General features: G+C 56.4%; 17 protein-coding genes and 1 tRNA gene. 11 read left to right on the top strand and 7 right to left on the bottom strand.

Translation table 11 applies throughout. The features are described 5' to 3' along the window. Positions 1-124 precede the first annotated feature (124 nt). Positions 125-1,615 carry an FMN-binding glutamate synthase family protein gene (locus ASD8599_RS02505; protein WP_108827077.1) on the bottom strand — a complete coding sequence of 497 codons (1,491 nt, stop codon included), beginning with the start codon at positions 1,613-1,615 and terminating at the stop codon, positions 125-127. Positions 1,616-1,963: 348 nt separating this feature from the next. Here ASD8599_RS02505 and ASD8599_RS02500 point away from each other — a divergent pair, with 348 nt between their 5' ends. The 3 genes from ASD8599_RS02500 (at position 1,964) to ASD8599_RS02490 (ending at position 6,553) form a co-directional block, all read left to right on the top strand. Further along, positions 1,964-3,715, top strand: a complete 1,752-nt coding sequence (locus ASD8599_RS02500; protein WP_108827076.1) for a calcium-binding protein — start codon at positions 1,964-1,966, stop codon at positions 3,713-3,715. 222 nt (positions 3,716-3,937) lie between these two features. Then, positions 3,938-5,140 carry a calcium-binding protein gene (locus ASD8599_RS02495; RefSeq protein ID WP_108827075.1) on the top strand — a complete coding sequence of 401 codons (1,203 nt, stop codon included), beginning with the start codon at positions 3,938-3,940 and terminating at the stop codon, positions 5,138-5,140. Positions 5,141-5,383: 243 nt separating this feature from the next. Next, positions 5,384-6,553 carry a calcium-binding protein gene (locus ASD8599_RS02490; RefSeq protein ID WP_108827074.1) on the top strand — a complete coding sequence of 390 codons (1,170 nt, stop codon included), beginning with the start codon at positions 5,384-5,386 and terminating at the stop codon, positions 6,551-6,553. A gap of 22 nt (positions 6,554-6,575) precedes the next feature. On the opposite strand, the gene ASD8599_RS02485 is transcribed toward ASD8599_RS02490, so the two are convergent. Then, a complete protein-coding gene (locus tag ASD8599_RS02485; RefSeq protein ID WP_108827073.1) occupies positions 6,576-7,220 on the bottom strand; it encodes an HAD family hydrolase in 645 nt (214 codons plus the stop codon). Positions 7,221-7,321: 101 nt separating this feature from the next. Next, positions 7,322-9,937 carry an ATP-dependent chaperone ClpB gene (gene clpB, locus ASD8599_RS02480; protein ID WP_108827072.1) on the bottom strand — a complete coding sequence of 872 codons (2,616 nt, stop codon included), beginning with the start codon at positions 9,935-9,937 and terminating at the stop codon, positions 7,322-7,324. A gap of 255 nt (positions 9,938-10,192) precedes the next feature. Between clpB and ASD8599_RS02475 the strand changes: the two genes are divergently transcribed. Together ASD8599_RS02475 and pyrF are read left to right on the top strand one after the other, a co-directional pair. Beyond that, entirely contained in the window at positions 10,193-10,501 is a 309-nt protein-coding gene (locus ASD8599_RS02475) for an orotidine 5-phosphate decarboxylase (RefSeq protein ID WP_108827071.1), read from the top strand. 219 nt (positions 10,502-10,720) lie between these two features. Further along, positions 10,721-11,410: an orotidine-5'-phosphate decarboxylase gene (pyrF, locus tag ASD8599_RS02470; RefSeq protein ID WP_108827070.1), complete on the top strand. Its 690-nt coding sequence runs from the start codon at positions 10,721-10,723 to the stop codon at positions 11,408-11,410. 156 nt (positions 11,411-11,566) lie between these two features. Here pyrF and ASD8599_RS02465 read toward each other — a convergent pair whose 3' ends face one another. Beyond that, complete coding sequence (locus ASD8599_RS02465; protein ID WP_306418861.1) at positions 11,567-12,004, bottom strand: NUDIX hydrolase; 438 nt, start codon at positions 12,002-12,004, stop codon at positions 11,567-11,569. Between the two features lie 51 nt (positions 12,005-12,055). Between ASD8599_RS02465 and ASD8599_RS02460 the strand changes: the two genes are divergently transcribed. Next, positions 12,056-13,309, top strand: coding sequence for a DNA polymerase IV (locus ASD8599_RS02460; RefSeq protein ID WP_108827069.1), 1,254 nt, complete (start codon positions 12,056-12,058; stop codon positions 13,307-13,309). Between the two features lie 57 nt (positions 13,310-13,366). Here ASD8599_RS02460 and ASD8599_RS02455 read toward each other — a convergent pair whose 3' ends face one another. Then, positions 13,367-14,476, bottom strand: coding sequence for a THUMP domain-containing class I SAM-dependent RNA methyltransferase (locus tag ASD8599_RS02455; RefSeq protein ID WP_108827068.1), 1,110 nt, complete (start codon positions 14,474-14,476; stop codon positions 13,367-13,369). A gap of 36 nt (positions 14,477-14,512) precedes the next feature. Beyond that, positions 14,513-15,373: an N-formylglutamate amidohydrolase gene (locus ASD8599_RS02450; protein ID WP_108827067.1), complete on the bottom strand. Its 861-nt coding sequence runs from the start codon at positions 15,371-15,373 to the stop codon at positions 14,513-14,515. A gap of 152 nt (positions 15,374-15,525) precedes the next feature. Between ASD8599_RS02450 and ASD8599_RS02445 the strand changes: the two genes are divergently transcribed. After that, positions 15,526-15,600, top strand: a tRNA-Val gene (locus ASD8599_RS02445). Positions 15,601-15,716: 116 nt separating this feature from the next. Next, positions 15,717-15,842: a type B 50S ribosomal protein L36 gene (gene ykgO, locus ASD8599_RS02440; protein WP_005850168.1), complete on the top strand. Its 126-nt coding sequence runs from the start codon at positions 15,717-15,719 to the stop codon at positions 15,840-15,842. Positions 15,843-15,946: 104 nt separating this feature from the next. Here ykgO and ASD8599_RS02435 read toward each other — a convergent pair whose 3' ends face one another. Further along, a complete protein-coding gene (locus tag ASD8599_RS02435; protein ID WP_108827066.1) occupies positions 15,947-16,801 on the bottom strand; it encodes a nitroreductase family protein in 855 nt (284 codons plus the stop codon). A gap of 132 nt (positions 16,802-16,933) precedes the next feature. Here ASD8599_RS02435 and ASD8599_RS02430 point away from each other — a divergent pair, with 132 nt between their 5' ends. Genes ASD8599_RS02430 through ASD8599_RS02420 form a run of 3 tightly spaced genes read left to right on the top strand, consistent with a single transcriptional unit; the run spans position 16,934 to position 18,378 of the window. Next, positions 16,934-17,683, top strand: coding sequence for a succinate dehydrogenase/fumarate reductase iron-sulfur subunit (locus tag ASD8599_RS02430; RefSeq protein ID WP_108827065.1), 750 nt, complete (start codon positions 16,934-16,936; stop codon positions 17,681-17,683). Further along, positions 17,684-18,031, top strand: coding sequence for a succinate dehydrogenase/fumarate reductase transmembrane subunit (locus tag ASD8599_RS02425; RefSeq protein WP_108827064.1), 348 nt, complete (start codon positions 17,684-17,686; stop codon positions 18,029-18,031). Continuing rightward, positions 18,028-18,378 carry a succinate dehydrogenase/fumarate reductase transmembrane subunit gene (locus ASD8599_RS02420; RefSeq protein WP_108827063.1) on the top strand — a complete coding sequence of 117 codons (351 nt, stop codon included), beginning with the start codon at positions 18,028-18,030 and terminating at the stop codon, positions 18,376-18,378. The genes ASD8599_RS02425 and ASD8599_RS02420 overlap by 4 nt, the downstream gene beginning before the upstream one ends. Position 18,379 lies beyond the last annotated feature (1 nt).

The following is an 18,379-nucleotide window of genomic DNA, read 5'->3' as shown; positions in this document are numbered from 1 at the left end:
AACAAAGGCGGCTCCAAGCGGGGCCGCCTTTTTGCATGGCAATCACCCACACACCGACGCTTGTTTTCTTTTCGCCAAAAATATCCCGGGGGAGTCCGCAAGGACGGGGGCAGAGCCCCCCTGACTACTCCGCAGCTGGCAGCACACTTGGGTAAATCTGGTTCATTGGGACAGACACCCCACTGTCTTGCATAATGCGCACATGGCGTCGGCGCATCAGACGGGGCTCTGCCACGCCAACCGAATGGGCAATCGTTTCGACCTCTTTTATGATCTCTTTGGCGTACAACGCGACACGCTTGTATTTGTCCTGCACAACAAGACCTTTCTGAAAGCGCGGATCATGGGTGGTGATGCCCGTGGGGCAAGTGTTCTTGTTGCACTTCAAGGCCTGAATACAGCCCAGCGAAAACATGAAACCGCGCGCCGAAGTTACAAAATCAGCACCTGCAGCCAACGCCCAGGCAATATCACCGGGATTGACCAGTTTGCCCGAGGCAACCAAGCGCACACGTTCTTTCAGACCTGCGGCATCGCGCATGTTGGCCAACAAAGGCAGCGCCTCGCGGACAGACATCCCCACCAGATCAATCAAGGGCATCGGGGCAGCACCTGTACCACCTTCGCCGCCGTCGATTGTGATAAAGTCTGGGGCGGTGTCGGCACCGCGGCGCACGATCGTGTCAAAAAACCCTTGCATGCCATCCTCTGATCCCATGACCGTTTTGATGCCGACAGGCTTGCCCGTGACCTCGCGGATATGACCAATCAAATCCAGCAGATCATCCCAATCATCGACCTCGGCATGGCGGTTTGGTGATATGCCATCCTGTCCGACGTTCAATCCGCGGATGGCAGCGATTTCAGCACTTACCTTTTCGCCGGGCAAAATGCCCCCCTTGCCGGGTTTTGCACCCTGCGCCAACTTCAATTCGAACATGCGCACAGTGTCATGCGCCGCAACCTCGCGCAGCTTGTCGTCTGACAATGCGCCATCCGTGTCACGGACCCCGAATTTGGCAGTTCCGATTTGGAAGACCACATCACAGCCCCCTTCCAGATGAAACGGACTTAGCCCGCCCTCGCCCGTGTTCAGCCAGACACCGGCATCTTTAGCGCCACGACTAAGCGCCTGGACCGCTGGTTTGGAAATGGCGCCGTAACTCATGCCCGAGATATTGAAAAATGACGGCGCCATAAATGGCGTACGCACCCCCGCCCCGATGACCATGGGTTCGGTACACGCAAACTGGTTGTCTAAAGGCGGAAAGGGATCATTGGCAAAGATAGGCGTCCCAACAACGCTTAAATTGCGCGTCGATCCAAAGGCAACCGTGTTTCCATGCCCCTCACCTGCCCGTTTCACCCATTCCCGTTGTGCGCGATTGAACGGCAGCTCTTCGCGGTCCATTGCAAAGAAATATTGACGGAAAAATTCCCCCAAGGTCGAAAACAGATGCCGAAAGCGGCCAATGACGGGATAGTTTCGCCGAATAGCGTCCCCGGTCTGGAAACGGTCCACCACGAAAAACACAAGGGCGACCGCAACGGCCAACCCGACCACTCCAACAAACAAAAAGGCCATCGCCTCTAGCACATTCATGGCAAAGCCCATCGACCTACTCCCGTTCCACTGCGTTGAAGGCACTGTGTTGCCGCCACGACCAAGACGCAAGAGACAGATGTTCACGCCTGCAAGAGGACACTGAAACACAAGGCCATTTGCAAAATTGATTCTATCGCTGCGGCGCGCCTTCGCGCCAATCATGGTGCAAACGCAGGACTGTCACCAAGTATCGCACAATTCTTCGCGCCATACGGGAGACGTGCCTATATTTTGCCACAAAGTGAACATTTTGCAGACGCAATCGGCGAAGTGCGTGTTAACATTCATGAATTCGACCATCGGCCACTTTTCGGCCAACCGGGGCCGCCACCCCGATGCATACTGGGGACAACATAAATGCCTACAACTTACACCGAAGCACAATTAACCTTTGGGCCCATTGGCGACGAAGACTTTGGACCAACTGCACCTTATACTTTGGCCGCAGGTGATCAGATCATGGGTGCTCTGGGTCAGGACATCGACGATCCTGCAGATGGCACGGACGGGTTCACATTCAGTGGCATCGCCGGACTGGTCTATACCTTTCATGTGGCCGCAACCCCCAGCGATCCGAACCCTGCGTTTTTGGGCATTGCCTTCGGCAGCCAGTCTGCAGGCGGTTTGATCGGTGACGGGGCTTACACCTTGAGCTTCCTTGTGACCGAAAGCGGCCCCACCACGCTCGTGATGTTTGGTGACACCGACTATACTGTTACCTTCCAAGGCACTGTTGGCGATCCGCTTGACGCAACGCCAACGGAAGGGGCTGACGACCTGATGGGAAGCGCCACATCCGACACAATCAACTTGCTGGGCGGCGACGATACACTGGCTGCCGACGGCGGGTCGGACAAAGTGATTGCAGGCGCTGGCAACGACAACGTTGATGGCGGCAGCGGTCACGACAACATCTCGGGCGACGACGGCAACGACACCCTGATCGGCGGTAACGGGCGTGATACACTTGATGGCGGTGCAGATGACGACACGTTGGATGGCGGCAATAACGACGACACCTTAACGGGTGGCGCGGGCAACGATCTGTTGTTGGGTGGCGCAAAAGAAGACCTGCTGGACGGCGGCGCAGGCGAAGACACGCTAAACGGCGGCAAACACAATGACACGCTGACGGGTGGCTCAGACGCGGACGTCTTCGTTTTCTCAACAAACGCAGGTCAGGACCTGATCACAGATTTCACCGCAGGTGAGGACAAGATCGATCTAAGCGGTCTTGGGATCTGGACCCTGACACAAGCCAATCCGACACAAATGGGTGCGAACGTGCGGCTGACGCTGGGCGACGGCACATGGGTTGAACTTGAAAACACACTGGTGGAAGACCTTGATGCGGGCGACTTCATCTTGGCACCGGAACCGGACAATTCCCCGACCTCGGGCGGAGACCGCTTTAACGGTACAGACGCAGCAGACGAATATGCGGCAGGCGACGGCAGCGACATTCTGCGTGGCGGCTTGGGCGACGACACGCTGAGCGGCGGGTCCGGGAAAGACAAGATCAATGGCGGGAAAGACAACGATGTCATTTCTGGTGGCTCTGGCGCAGACAAGCTGATCGGCGCGGGTGGCAACGACTTCATCACAGGGGACGCCGACAACGATCTGATCATTGCAGGATTTGGCGCAGACACCGTGGACGGTGGCAACAAGAACGACCGCATCTATGGTGACGGCGGCGAAGACCTATTGATGGGCGGCAACGGCAACGACAAGATTTGGGGTGGGCTTGGCAGCGACATCATTCTGGGTGGCGCGGGCAAAGACACCATTGAGGGCGAAAACGGATCAGACACAATCGACGGCGGTCAAGGGGACGACCTGATGACCGGCGGCTTTGGACGTGACGTGTTTGTATTTGATGACCGGTCGCGGGCGGACACGATCACGGACTTCCAAAACGGTATCGACCGCCTGGACTTTACATCCTTTGGGCCGGGTTTCGACATGAGCGATATGACAATAACGCAAATCGGGACCGATTTGGAAATCCGCACAAGTGTGCGCGATGCCGTCACTTTGGAAAACTTCGATCTGGCAGATTTGGACAACAGTGACTTCATCTTCGACACGATATTTGTTGTGGGTTAACGTCGAATTTCATTGTTTCGGAAGGGGTCGCTGCAAGGCGGCCCCTTTTTTGTTTGTGCTTTCGAAAGTCGATTGTTTCTTTGTTGCCGATCAAAAAACAATGCGTTTCCTGAAATTGCCTTATTCGCGTCTGATTGCTGCCAAAGATTTTAATCAAATCCTACTCATCACCCACCGGGCCACCCCGGCATATTTAAACGAGCAAAGAACGAGACTATTCAAATGGCAACAATTATTGAAACATCCGATACATCCATCAACGCACACGCCTCTGGCAGCCTCCCCATTTCCGTAGGTGACAGTTTTTCCGGCACCATGAGTCCCTCAGACACGTCTGACGGGATCAACCTGACCGGTATGACAATCGGTGAAACATACACTGTATCCGTCGATTTGGGCGATCTGTCAGGAACGTCCTTTGTGACTGTCATCAACCATGCTGATTTCCATTCGATCAACTACTATGTCACCGACGGCGTTTTGATCGGTGTGGATGAGTGGACACGATCATTTCTGACATCAGCCAACGCCCGCGTCGAAGGCACGTCAATTGTGTTTGATTTCACACCGCTTACTTCAACCAGCTTTGCCCTTCAGATCAACGGCAACGGTACAAACCTTGCGTATGATGTGACGTTTGAAGTCGCCGCGGACCCCATCAACGAAATCACAGGCACCGCAGACAAAGACACTTTGACAGGCACCGATGGCGCGGACCTTGCCAATCTGGATGACGGCGACGACCGCTTTTTGGCGGGTGAAGGCAATGACATTGTCAACGGCGGTGACGGCAAAGACCGTCTGGCGGGCAACGCAGGCGACGACACCATGCACGGTGGTGCAGGCGACGACCAGATGCATGGCGGGTCTGGCGCAGATGAATTGATTGGTGGCGCAGGTCGCGACAAACTGATCGGCGGCGGCGGCAATGACGTCATCACCGGCGGCGCTGGCAATGACCACCTGCGCGGCAACTCGGGCGAGGACACCATGGACGGCGGCAACAACAACGATCGGTTGTTTGGTGGCGACGGCAACGACGTCATGACGGCGGGCCAAGGCAACGACAAAATGTGGGGCGAGGACGGCAACGACAATATGTCGGGCGGTGTCGGCCACGACGTCGTGAAAGGCGGGGCTGGCAATGACACAATCGACGGTGGGGCTGGTCGCGACAAGCTGGAAGGTGGCGCAGACGCAGATGTGTTTGTGTTCGGGCCCGGTGCCGGCCGCGACATCATTGTGGATTTCGAAGATGGCGTGGATCAGATTGATCTGTCTGCCTACGGCTTCACCGATATCACCGACCTGACGTTCGTGAGCATGGGAGATGCGGTGCGCGTTTACACAGACGGCGCAGACAGTTTCTTGATGCGCGACACAGACGTGGCCGATCTGGGCAACGACGACTTTATCTGGGCCTGAACAGTCAACGGTTTCTAATCAAAACAACGCCCGCACCCGAAATGTGCGGGCGTTGTAAAGACAGCGGAAGCGGCGGGAAACTGTGTTCAAATTCGCAACACACTATTTCCCCAAATGGCCCAAATCACGCCCAGAGAATGACGAATACAGCAGTTAAAACAGTACTATAGGCGACCTGCGCCAAAAGGATGGGACCATAAGGTCAACACATGCGCAGGTTATCAAAGCAGAAACGAGGACAACATGGCTACGATTTTTGAGACAGGCGATTCAGACGTTTTGGACTTTCCCGGTCAAACAATGACCGTCGGAGACACCTTTGAAGGCATTTCTACCATCAACGACACAAACGACGCAGTTTTTGTAAGTTTGGTAGAAGGACAAAGCTATACGGTGACATTGGCAGGCCTGCCTGCAAACAGCACTGCATTTTCGCTGTTCTATAGCAACTTCACGACCCACGCCGGTGATGTCAGCGAAGAAGGCAAAGGTCAGGATACAGGTGAACTTATTAAGGACCTGGTCATTTCCGAAGACGGTTACAGTTTTTCCTTCACAGCACCCAACACAGGCAACTTCGCTTTCGGACAAGAGCGCGACAATTGGGACGATGGCGATGTCACGTACCAGCTGACTGTTGAAGATTTCACACCCACGGCCACGACAGACGGCGACGATCGCCTTTGGGGATCAGACATCGCAGAAGATCTGGACCTTGGGCTTGGCCACGACTGGTTCGCGGGCGGCGACGGCAACGATGTGATCGTCGGCAACACCGGGAACGACCGGATTTATGGCAATCAGGGCAATGACACGTTGCGCGGCGGCGGTGACAATGATCACCTCAACGGCGGTGACGGCGATGATATTCTAAACGGCGGCAGCGGCCGCGACAAATTGCGCGGCGGCGACGGCGAAGACCGTTTGCGCGGGCACACAGGCAACGACCACATGCAAGGCGGCAACGGAAACGATTCCCTTGATGGCGGCGACAACAATGACCGCGTACACGGCGGCAATGGCAACGACACAGTCAACGGCGACAATGGAAACGACAAGCTCTATGGCAACCAAGGCGACGATCTGTTGTCTGGTGGCTTGGGCAAGGACGTCATGATGGGCGGCGACGGTGCCGATACCTTGGATGGCGGAGCAGGTCGCGATGTTCTGACTGGCGGATCAGGCGCTGACGTCTTTGTCTTTGGCACAGACATGCAAAAAGACTTCATCATGGACTTCGAAGACGGCGTCGACATGCTTGATTTTTCGGCCCACGGGTTAACCGACATCACCGATTTGCGGATCGTACAGTCAGGCGACAATGCCCGCCTGTTCATTGACGCGGGCAACTTTGTGACCATCCGTGACACGGATATCGCAGACATCACCGCAGATGACTTGATCTTTGCCTAGAGCTTGGGCCTAGAACTTGGGCCTAAACCCCAAGCAAATCCGGCAAATCTGACATCCGCGCAAAAAGCGCGTCGCAATGCGGCGTTAGCTTTTTGCGCGGTGTGTCTGCGTGAAATCCAAAGCAGCGCATTTTGGCCGCCACAGCGGCGCGCGCACCTGATGCGCTATCCTCGACAACCACACAATCCGTCGGGGCCACACCTGCGTCTTGCGCCGCTTTCAGGTAAACATCCGGTGCGGGTTTTGGTGCTGCCACATCTTCGCGTGAGTAAATCCGCCCTTCAAATCGCGCTTTGATCGCAGTTTTTGTCAGGGTGATGTCCATCTTGGCATGTGGCCCATTTGACCCGATTGCATAGGGTATCCCCGCCGCGTCCAACCGGTCCAGAACAGTGTCCACCCCCGCAACAAGCTCCACATCGCGGCTTAGGGCTGCAAACATCTCGCCGTAAATCTCATCCAACCAGGTCTCTGGCAATTTCGCCCCCATGTCGCGCGCCAGTTCCATGACGCCTTGCATGGTGCCACCCACGAACAAATCCATGATCTGCGTGATGCTTAGGGTCAGACCATATCCCGCTAGATTGTCGCGCATCACCGCATTGGTGACTTTTTCACTGTCCACGATGACACCGTCACAATCGAAAATAACCAGTTTGGGTCGCATGGAAACCTCATAAGAAAAGGCCGGGATTGCCCCGGCCTTTTCCGTTTCTCATATCTTAGGCATGTGCGCACATGACAACATGTTGCGCATCGTTTCAGTGGTCAGTGCACCGTAGCTTCGTCCGGCTTGGCGCGATTTGACGACCCGATGCGATCACCAATGACCAACCCTTCAACGCCCGCACTGACGGCAAGCGTATCGCCATCCTTCAAATCCCCCGCCAACAGCATTTCAGCCAACGGATTTTGCAAGGCATTCTGAATGACCCGCTTCAAAGGACGGGCCCCGAACACCGGATCATAGCCTTCGTCCGCAAGCCATGTACGTGCGCCATCATCCAGATCCAGCGTGATTTTACGCGCCGCCAACCGGCGCAGCAAGCGCGCCATCTGAATGTCCACGATCCCGTCCATGTCCTTGCGGTTCAGACGGTCAAAGATGATGGTTTCATCAAGACGGTTCAGGAACTCTGGACGGAAATGCGCCCGCACCGCGTCCATCACATCGCGCTTCGCATCGCTGGCATCCGCCCCGTCCGGCAACTGGCTTAACGCCTGCGCCCCAAGGTTGGATGTCAGAATGATCAGCGTTTGCTTGAAATCCACCGTGCGCCCCTGACCATCAGTCAGAACCCCATCGTCCAGCACCTGCAAAAGCACGTTGAACACATCGGGGTGCGCCTTTTCGACCTCGTCAAACAGCACAACCTGATACGGTCTGCGCCGCACGGCTTCAGTCAAAACACCGCCTTCGTCGTACCCAACATAACCCGGAGGCGCACCGATCAGACGTGACACCGCGTGTTTTTCCATGAACTCCGACATGTCGATGCGCACCATTGCGCTGTCATCATCAAACAAAAACTCTGCTACGGCTTTGGTCAGCTCGGTTTTCCCGACACCCGTAGGCCCAAGGAACAGAAATGATCCCAGCGGTCTGTCTTCATCATTCAAACCCGCACGCGAACGACGCACGGCGTTGGACAAAGCCTGAACTGCCTTGTGTTGACCGATGACACGGGAATGCAATTGATCTTCCATGCGCAACAGCTTTTCACGGTCACCCTCAAGCATCTTGGCCGTTGGAATACCCGTCCAGCGTTCGACAACCGACGCGATCTGTTCGGGGCGCACGGCCTCGGCCACCATGGCTTCGGTTTCGGCCCCTTCCGCTTCACCCAGCTTGCGTTCCAGTTCAGGGATCACGCCATACGAAAGCTCCCCTGCTTTTCCAAGGTTGCCTTCACGTTTGGCGATGTCCAGCTCTGCGCGGGCACGGTCGATCTGTTCCTTCAGATCACGTGCGCCCGCCATCTTGTCGCGCTCGGACTGCCATTTCGCTGTCATTTCGGCACTGCGATCCTGCAAATCGGCAAGGTCTTTTTCCAATGTCTCCAGACGGTCCACCGATGCGGCGTCATCTTCCAACCGCAGGGCTTCCGCTTCGATCTGCTTTTGCAGGATTTCTCGGTCCAGCGCGTCCAGCTCTTCGGGTTTGCTGTCGACTTCCATACGCAAGCGGCTTGCCGCCTCATCCACCAAATCAATGGCTTTGTCCGGCAAGAAACGGTCCGTGATATAACGGTGGCTCAACGTGGCCGCCGTCACCAAAGCACTGTCGGAAATGCGCACCCCGTGGTGCAATTCGTATTTTTCCTTGATGCCACGCAAGATGGACACCGTGTCCTCGACCGTCGGCTCTGCAATCACAACCGGCTGGAAACGTCGTGCCAACGCCGCATCTTTTTCGACGTATTTGCGGTATTCATCCAAGGTGGTCGCCCCGATGCAGTGCAATTCGCCCCGCGCCAAGGCAGGCTTGATCAGGTTGGCCGCATCCATTGCGCCATCTGCTTTGCCTGCGCCCACAAGCGTGTGCATTTCGTCGATGAACAAGACGATTTCGCCTGCAGCTTCGGTGACTTCGGTCAAGACCGCCTTAAGGCGTTCTTCAAATTCGCCACGGTATTTCGCACCCGCAATCAACGCCCCCATGTCCAACGACAACAGGCGTTTGTTGCGCAACGATTCCGGCACATCGCCGTTTACGATGCGCAAGGCCATGCCTTCGGCGATCGCTGTCTTACCAACGCCCGGCTCACCGATCAACACAGGGTTGTTTTTGGTGCGGCGCGACAAGACCTGCATTGCGCGGCGGATTTCCTCGTCGCGGCCGATGATCGGGTCAATCTTGCCTTCCTCGGCGCGAGACGTCAGGTCCTGAGCGTATTTTTTCAACGCATCATACCCGTCTTCGGCACTGGCGCTGTCCGCGGTGCGGCCCTTGCGAATGTCATTGATGGCCGCGTTCAAAGCCTGCGCGTTTACTTTGCCAGCTTCCAAAGCAGTTTTTGCGCCTGACTTCACCATGCAAAGCGCCATCAAAATACGCTCAACAGGAACGAAACTGTCGCCTGCTTTCTTGGCGATGGCCTCGGCTTCGGCCAAAACCTTGTTGGTGGCTTGATCCAGATAGACTTGCGCTGCGTCACCCGACACCTTGGGCAATTTGTTCAAACCGACGTCAACAGCCGTTAAAACAGCTTTGGGATCACCACCGGCGCTGGCAATCAAATTGCTTGCCAGACCTTGGTCATCGTCCATCAGTGCTTTTAGTATGTGATCAGGCACCAGACGTTGGTGGCTGTCGCGTGTGGCGATCGTTTGGGCGGCTTGAATGAAACCGCGCGACCGCTCCGTGAACTTGCTTAAGTCCATGGCTATTCTCCTTTTTAAAGCGCCCGTTGTCATGTTTCACGCCCGCCAGGCAGCACGTGAATTGTTGGGCCTCGTGCTTGATTTGGGCAAAAAGCTGCGCAATTCAAGGGGCTGAAAATGGTTAAAATTCCCTTAATAATATGGAATCACACGGCGATTCACAAAAAGTTCACTAAATTCCCCCTACACAGACGGAACAAAATCCCCACATCTATTGTTAGTTAACGAAGAGCAAACAAGATACAGGTGTAAAAGATGATCACGGCAAAAGTTGAACTGAGCAACGTTTTCTACAACGCAGCCAACCAAAGCTTCGAGGCATTGGCTACAGTTTCCGACGGCACAGCATCGCGCAAAATCGCATGCGCCATCGACGCCCCCATCGACATGAGCTTTGAAGACGCCGCCGCTGGCCTGACCACACACGCGCTGCGCAGATATGCGGGCAAACCCGGCCTGGCATCCCACCGCATTGCGGGCCCAATCGCACCACAACGCGCAGGACGCACCGTGCCAAAGCCGGCCTTTGACGCAATCGCAATGCTGCGCCAACTTGCGGCCTAACCCGAATTCTCGTCCGCAGGCCCCTGCCAACGCGCGATCTGTCCTCGCGCATCAACGGGCCTGCCTCCAGAGACAAGCTGCCTGCCTGCAACGTCTCTGATACCTGCCCGGTCACCTTTGGTGTACCGGGCCTTTTTATGCGCGAACCACGGCCAGACATGGACTTGGCCCCGCCCATCCGGTAGCACCCGCCAAAGCATAAATTGAAGGGACACGCATATGGCAGATGATAGACTAATCGTGGCACTTGATGTGCCCAATGCCCATGCAGGCTTGGAACTGGCGGCAAAAATCGGTGATGCCGTCAGCTTTTACAAGATCGGTCTTGGCATGCTGACAGGCGGCGGGCTGGCCTTGGCCCATGAGTTGAAACAAGAACACGGCAAGCGCATCTTCTTGGACATGAAACTGTTCGATATCTCGGCCACAGTCGAAACCGCCGTGCGTGGACTTGCACAGTTCGATCTGGATTTTCTGACAGTGCACGGAGACCCCCATGTGGTCAAAGCCGCCAAAGAAGGGGCCGCCGGTTCAGATATGAAAATCCTGGGCGTCACAATTCTGACGTCGCTCGATCGCAATGATCTGGATGCCTGTATGATCCAACCCGGAGACATCCCCGATCTGGTGACAACCCGCGCAGCGCGCGCCCTTGAGGCAGGGGCAGACGGTGTTATTGCGTCCCCACAGGAAGCGGCTTTGATCCGCGCGTTGCCCGAGGCAAAGGGCAAGCTGATCGTGACCCCTGGCGTCCGTCCGGCGGGTGCCGCCCTTGGGGATCAAAAACGTGTCGCAACACCCGAGCAAGCCATAAAAGACGGTGCAAACCACATCGTTGTGGGGCGACCCGTTTGGCAGGCGGACAACCCGGCCACCGCGGCACGGGCCATCATCGACAGCTTGAAGTAATACTATAGTCTGTGTGATTTGCACCACACGCCACCGTATCTTGTTTGGGTCAGGATATCCTGACTAGGTGATTTCGCCCTTTGGTGGTAGCTTTGTGTCAGGTGATACTCCCCGACGAACCGCATCTTCCTGAGGTTCGTCAACTCCCCCCGCCAATCAGCGGGGGGGTTTTTCGTAGAAATCCCCCGCGACACCAGACAGATAAAGCCGCAGGCGTGCCGCAAAGTTTGGCACGGCTTTGGGATGTGCCACAAAGACATCCGGCGCCATCAACGCCCAACGCTGGCCTTCGTCACCAAACACGACGCCATCCGCCAAACCAGCAGGCAAATGCGCCACAAACAACCAAACCTCGCCCTGACCACCGTCAAATCGTTTGCCCCAAGACACGTCTTCGGGCGCGATCGTCAGCCCCAACTCTTCATAGGTTTCGCGCAAAGCACATCCCAACGGCACCTCGTTCCCTTCCCGTCCGCCACCGGGCAGATCCCAATGGTCCGGAAACGGGATATGATCAAAATCATCGCGCAACAACACAGCCAGATCATCACCCAGAAACAACGCCAGCTTTGCGCCGTGAAACGGCATGTTCATCTGTGTATCCCTTCGTTAAACTGGCGCCATCACAGCCAAAGACCTATCCAAATGCCAGCCCTTTGTCGCGATTGCCTGCACGAATTTGACACCGGACGGCGCTGCCCGGCCTGTTCCAGTCCGCGCACGGTACATCACGACGAACTCACAACGCTGTCCATTGCCCATATGGATTGTGACGCCTTTTATGCGTCGGTGGAAAAGCGCGACGATCCAAGCCTGACCGACAAACCGGTGATCATCGGCGGTGGGCGTCGCGGTGTCGTGTCCACGGCCTGCTACGTGGCGCGTATTCGCGGTGTGCGCTCTGCAATGCCCATGTTTCAGGCTCTGAAACTGTGCCCCGACGCCGTCATTATCAAACCCCGCATGCAAGCCTATGTCGATGCCTCCAAGGCAATCCGCGCCATGATGGAAGAATTGACCCCTGATATCGAACCATTGTCGCTGGACGAGGCTTTCATGGACCTATCGGGGACCGCTCGGCTGCATGGCGCCCCGCCTGCCGTTATGCTGGCGCGTTTGATCAAACGAATGCGGACCGAATTGGGCCTGACAGGATCTATTGGCCTCAGTCACAACAAATTCCTCGCAAAGGTCGCTTCGGATCTGAACAAACCGCACGGGTTCTCGGTGATCGGAAAGGCCGAAACCGATGACTTTTTGCGGGACAAACCCGTCAGCATGATCTGGGGGGTCGGGGCCGTCACACGCGCATCGTTGGACAAGGCAGGTATTCGCACCTTTTCAGACCTTTTGCGCTGGGACCGCAGCGACCTGATTGCACGATTTGGCGGGATGGGCGACAGGCTTTGGCATCTGGCGCGGGGGGAAGACAAACGACGGGTTTCGGCGCATGAGCCTGTGAAATCCATCTCCAAGGAAACTACCTTCAACGAAGACACCGCCAGCACCGACATCCTTGATGGGCACATCTGGCGGCTGGCTGAACAAGTATCAGATCGGGCCAAAGCCAAAGGCATAGCTGGCAAAGTGGTCACGCTGAAACTGAAACGGGCCAACCACAGTTCGCTCACGCGCAGGCTTACCCTGAATGGGGCCAGCAACATGGCGGACACAATCTACCGCACGGCGCGGGCCTTGTTCGATCAGGTGGGCGACGAAGGCCCCTACCGGCTGATCGGTTGCGGCATCTCGCACCTTGTCGATGCCGGCACAGCAGACCTTTCAGGCGACCTCCTCGACCCCCAAGCCGGAAAACGCAACGCGGCCGAACAAGCCACCGACAAAATCAGAAAGAAGTTCGGGCAAGACGCAATCCTCAAAGGACGGGCACTTAGATAACCCTGTCTTTTTCCCAAAAAATCCCGGGAGAGTCCGCAAAGACGGGGGCTAAGCCCCCTAAAGCGGCCCTGTCTGGAACAAGTTCACACGTAAACCGCCGTGGGCCACTGGTGCGCCTGGCTTGGCGAAGGGCAAACCGGACGCACGAGCCAACCCCGGCTCTGATGTGACCATTCCGACACGCCACCCTTTGAAACGCGTCTTCAATGCATCACCAAGGCCCGCATAGACAGAATACAGCACTTTTTTGTTTCCGATGCGTGCTCCGTAAGGTGGATTGACCATGACCAAACCCGTTGGACCATCCAAAGGTGACGCTTCCGCAAACGGCATCATGGAAAAGGATGCACACCCGGCGACGCCAGCCCGTTCTGCATTGGCGCTTGCCATACGCACGGCACCTGCGTCACGATCAGATCCGGCGAACTGGACCTGAACGTCATTAAGTTGGGTGTGATGTGCCTTGATCTCAGTCCAAGCTGCCGCATCAAACGACGCCAACTGTTCAAACCCGAACGATCGCGCACGACCCGCAGCAAGCCCCATCGCCATTTCGGCGGCTTCGATGACAAACGTCCCCGACCCGCACATCGGATCATAGACCGGCACGGTGCCGTCAAACCCCATCTGGCGCAAAAACAGGCTGGCCAGTGTTTCGCGCATCGGCGCCTTGCCAACAGCTTCTTTGTGGCCACGTTTGTGTAAAAGTTCACCCGATGTGTCCAAGCTGATTGTACACAGATCGTCTTCGATACGCACCATAACCCGCAGTTCCGCGTCCTTGGACACGGTGGCCCCCAGTTCTTCAACCAAAGCCTTTTCAATGCGTTGGGTCGCGGCACCCGCGTGATAAACACGTGACTTTTTGCAAACGACATCAACTTTTACCGGCACATCCGGGCGCAGAACGTCGGCCCATGGAAACTTGCGTGCACGTTTGTCCAACTGCGCCAAATGCATGACGCGAAAAGACCCCAGACGCACCAACACACGGTTTGCCCCGCGCAACAGCAAATTGGCACGCCAGACGTCATGCCAACTGCCACGAATGTTCACGCCGCCGGGCACGGCCTCTGACACGGCAAACCCCAAGCTTTCTGCTTCGGCCTGCAAAACTGGTTCCAAGCCCGGCGCTGTGGCCAGAAAAATTTCAAATTCGGTATCCATGCACGCCTTTACCGCGACACAGCGCACAAAGCGAGACTACTCTGCCGCCAAAGGCACACGGTCCTGACCAATCGACGCGACCTCTGCTACGACGGTCCGCAAAGCCTTGCGCACGTCATCGAAGGACCCGTTGGGCCGAATAAGCTGTTCGTTCATGTAAATGGAACGGTCGATCTCGACCTGCACAGCATGTTGCGCACGTGACGGGCGCCCGTAGGCTTGGGTGATATAGGCCCCGGCAAACGGCGCATTTCGCGTCACAATAAAGCCCGCCGATGCAAAAGCCGCTTCGATACGGTCGACAATTTCGCCTCCTGCTGCCGCTCCAAAACGGTCACCCAACACGACATCCGGCCTGCGCATACCACCACGTGCAACACCGTCCATGGCTTCATGCGGCATGGAATGGCAATCAATCAAAACTGTTTGCCCGTGCCGTTGATGCGCCGCATCCAGCATCTTTTGCAGCTGCGTGTGATAAGGGCGCCAATATCGGTCGATGCGTTGATGCGCTTCGGCCAAGGGAATTTTGCCCCGGTAGATAGACCGCCCGTTGGCCACCACACGCGGCACAACCCCAAGCCCAGACGCGATGCGCGGGTTGTGCCCAGATTTACGCACCCCTTCAATCAAGGCCGGATCAAGCTCATCAGCGCTGCGATTCAAATCGATGAACGCGCGCGGCGCACCGGCTTTCAGGAAAGACGCCCCGTACTTGGGGGCGCAGTCAAACAGTTGATCTACAAAGGCATCTTCGGAAGACCGGATGGTGTGTTCGTCCAACACTGTCTTGCGCAAAAAGCTCCACGGATAATCGCGCCCGGAATGGGGCGATGCAAAAACCACACAGGACGTATGGTGGTCGGGATGCAGAACTTCATAAGCAAACTTGGGCATTTTGGCTCCTGATCTCGACTTTAACATAGACTGAAAGATACATTGTCCAAAAGCCCTTGATCCTGCTTGCGACTCCTTTTATACGCCCCCGTACCGGCGCGTGAATTCGCGCCCCATTTTATTTGGGGCATGGCTTTCGCAAGGGTAAAAGTGGGCGATTAGCTCAGCGGTAGAGCACTTCGTTGACATCGAAGGGGTCACAAGTTCGATCCTTGTATCGCCCACCATTCTTTCTTGTCAGGCTTCGGTCTGACATCCGACACACCGCCAGACCGCAGGGTTTGGCATAAAAATTAACCCGGCGCTGGTTCTCGCGCCCAGACAGACAGGAAGGATTCGTACCATGAAGGTTCGCAACTCGCTCCGCTCGCTCAAGAACCGGCACCGTGATTGCCGCGTTGTGCGTCGCAAAGGCCGTGTTTATGTGATCAACAAAACACAGCGCCGGTTCAAAGCGCGCCAAGGTTAAGCCCTTAGCGCTGAACACCACGCTTCAGTATTTTAGAAAAAACCGTTCCTTTTGGGGCGGTTTTTTCGTTTCCGGCCCCCGTCCGGTCAGTGTCCGGTCTGCGCTTAGTCCAAAGCAAATCCCCGGGCCTTCACAAACTGCGCAAAATCAGCACGTTCCGGCTGGCTGTATTGGCGCACTTTGTCTTGAGACCACCCATAAGTATCGCTGTGGCCGAACGCCCCCACAAATCGCTGTTGCGCATATGGTTGGCGCTGGGTCCTGTCGCGGTCATATATTTCCACTGCTTCCTTCACATCATCTTCACAATAGCGGTCTTTGTGCACCGTAACCGCCATCGGCAGGCGTGGTGAAATCTGACAAGGGACGGACGGAAACCCAATGGCAAGCCCCGCGAAAGGAAACACATGCTGCGGCAAGTCCAACATATCAGACACCCCCTGCGCCTGATTGCGCACAGCACTTATAGGGCAACATCCAAGGCCAAGCGCCTCTGCGGCTGTAACGAAAGCACCAAGCGCGATAGCCGCGTCTGTGGCGGCATTGAAAAACGCATCAAGATGATCATTGGCAAACGGCACATCCTGCCATTCATGCAACAGTCTTTGGCGGCGATTGTTGCCGCAAAAGACTGCAATCAGCGGGGCCTGCGCCACCCACGCCTGCCCCGCCACAAGCTGTGCCAAAGCGGCACGCTTGGTCTGATCCTGAACCAGAACAATGTCGCGCTGTTGCAAGTCGCTTTTGGTGGGTGCCGCCAAAGCTGTCGCACACAGCACCTGCACCATCGCATCTGGCACCGGTGCATCTACAAAGCTGCGACACGAACCGCGCCCTGCGATGCCACGCAAAGCCGGAATATCATATGCCGCATCTACAGCGGGCGCATCACTATACCTGCTTTCCAAAAGCTGCTGCAATGTTGGGGCCGGTCCTGTCGGAGCCTGTGATGATGACATAATCACCTCTTGATGTGCTGTTTTTTGTTAGGGCGACTAACGAAAATAGAAAGAAATTGTCGCGTTTATAAAGCGTAACTTTAGTCTACACTGTGCCACAAAACGAACATCTGTTGAAAGACAAAGCCGCCTATGCCCACCGATCCGCCCTTTGATCATCTAAAAGTCACCATTGACCGCGGGCCAGATGCAAATGGCGCACAGACCGAATTTGAGGTCCCCGCCTACGACAATCAAACCGTGCTGGACGTGGTATCCTGGATCCAGCAAAACGCCGACCCAACCCTAAGCTACCGCTTTGCCTGTCGTGTGGGCATGTGTGGCAGCTGCGCGATGATGGTGGGCGGCGTGCCGCGCTGGACGTGTCGCACCCATATTTCAAAGGTTCTGGATGGCAACGCCGTCACAATCGGCCCTCTGCGCAATCTGCCGGTTATCAAGGATCTGGCTGTGGACATGGACCCGTTTTTCGACAAATGGGTCGCCGCAGAAGGGGTACATCACGGCGCATTGACCCGTGACGACCCCATCGCCCCCATCAATGAAACGGCCCCTGCACGGGTTGAGGCGAACGCAGGTATTGAGTGCATCAACTGCTCAGTGTGTTACGCGGCCTGCGACACGGTGTCGGGCAACCCCGACTACCTTGGCCCTGCCGCTTTGCAGCGCGCGTGGACGCTTTTGAACGACGCAAAAGACGACGGTCGCGTGGCCATTCTGGACGCCATTTCAGGAACGGGCGGCTGCCACAACTGTCATTCAATGGGGTCCTGCACCATCTATTGCCCCAATGATCTGGATCCGATGTCCGCCATCGCGGGGCTGAAACGCGAAACGGCGAAATCCTTTTTCAACACCTCCTTTTTCAAAAAGGACCGTTAGATGCTGACCCTGCGCCTTTACATGCTGCAACGGATCACCGCCCTGTTGATGGCGCCGCTGGTTCTGGGCCATCTGGCTGTAATGATCTACGCCATCCAAGGCGGCGTGTCGGCCGCAGAAATTCTGGGACGCACCCAAGGGTCACTGGCATGGTTCCTGTTCTACGGCACCTTCGTGATCGCCGTGTCCGTGCATGGCGCAATCGGGCTGCGAACTGTGGCGCATGAATGGGGCGGGCTGAAAGGTCCTGTGCTTGAAGGGTTCATGTGGGGCTTTGGTCTTATCCTGTTGATACTGGGCGGACGCGCCGTTTGGGCCGTGACTTTCGCCACAGGTGTCAACGCATGAGCAAACCCAGCATCACATCGCGTGCCCACCCATTGTGGTTGGCTTATGTCTTGCACCGTCTGTCCGGTATCGGGCTGGCGCTGTTTCTGCCCCTGCACTTTCTGCTTCTGGGTCAAGCCCTGCACGGGGCCGCCGCGATGGATGCAGGTTTGCAGTTTTCGGAGATGTTTGTCTTCAAACTGGCAGAATTCGGGCTGGTGTTCCTGCTGGCGGTGCACTTGTTCGGTGGCCTGCGCCTGATGGCGATGGAATGGGTGCCCTGGACCCCACCCCAAAAAACATTGGCCGCTTTGGCAACTGCGACGTCTTTCGCCGTGGCCTGCCTGTTTTTCATGAAAGCGATCTGAC

The sequence above is a fragment of the Ascidiaceihabitans donghaensis genome (assembly GCF_900302465.1).
Lineage (GTDB): Bacteria > Pseudomonadota > Alphaproteobacteria > Rhodobacterales > Rhodobacteraceae > Ascidiaceihabitans > Ascidiaceihabitans donghaensis.
The sequence above is the reverse complement of the archived record's forward strand: the minus strand, read 5'-3'. Positions and strand labels throughout refer to the sequence as shown.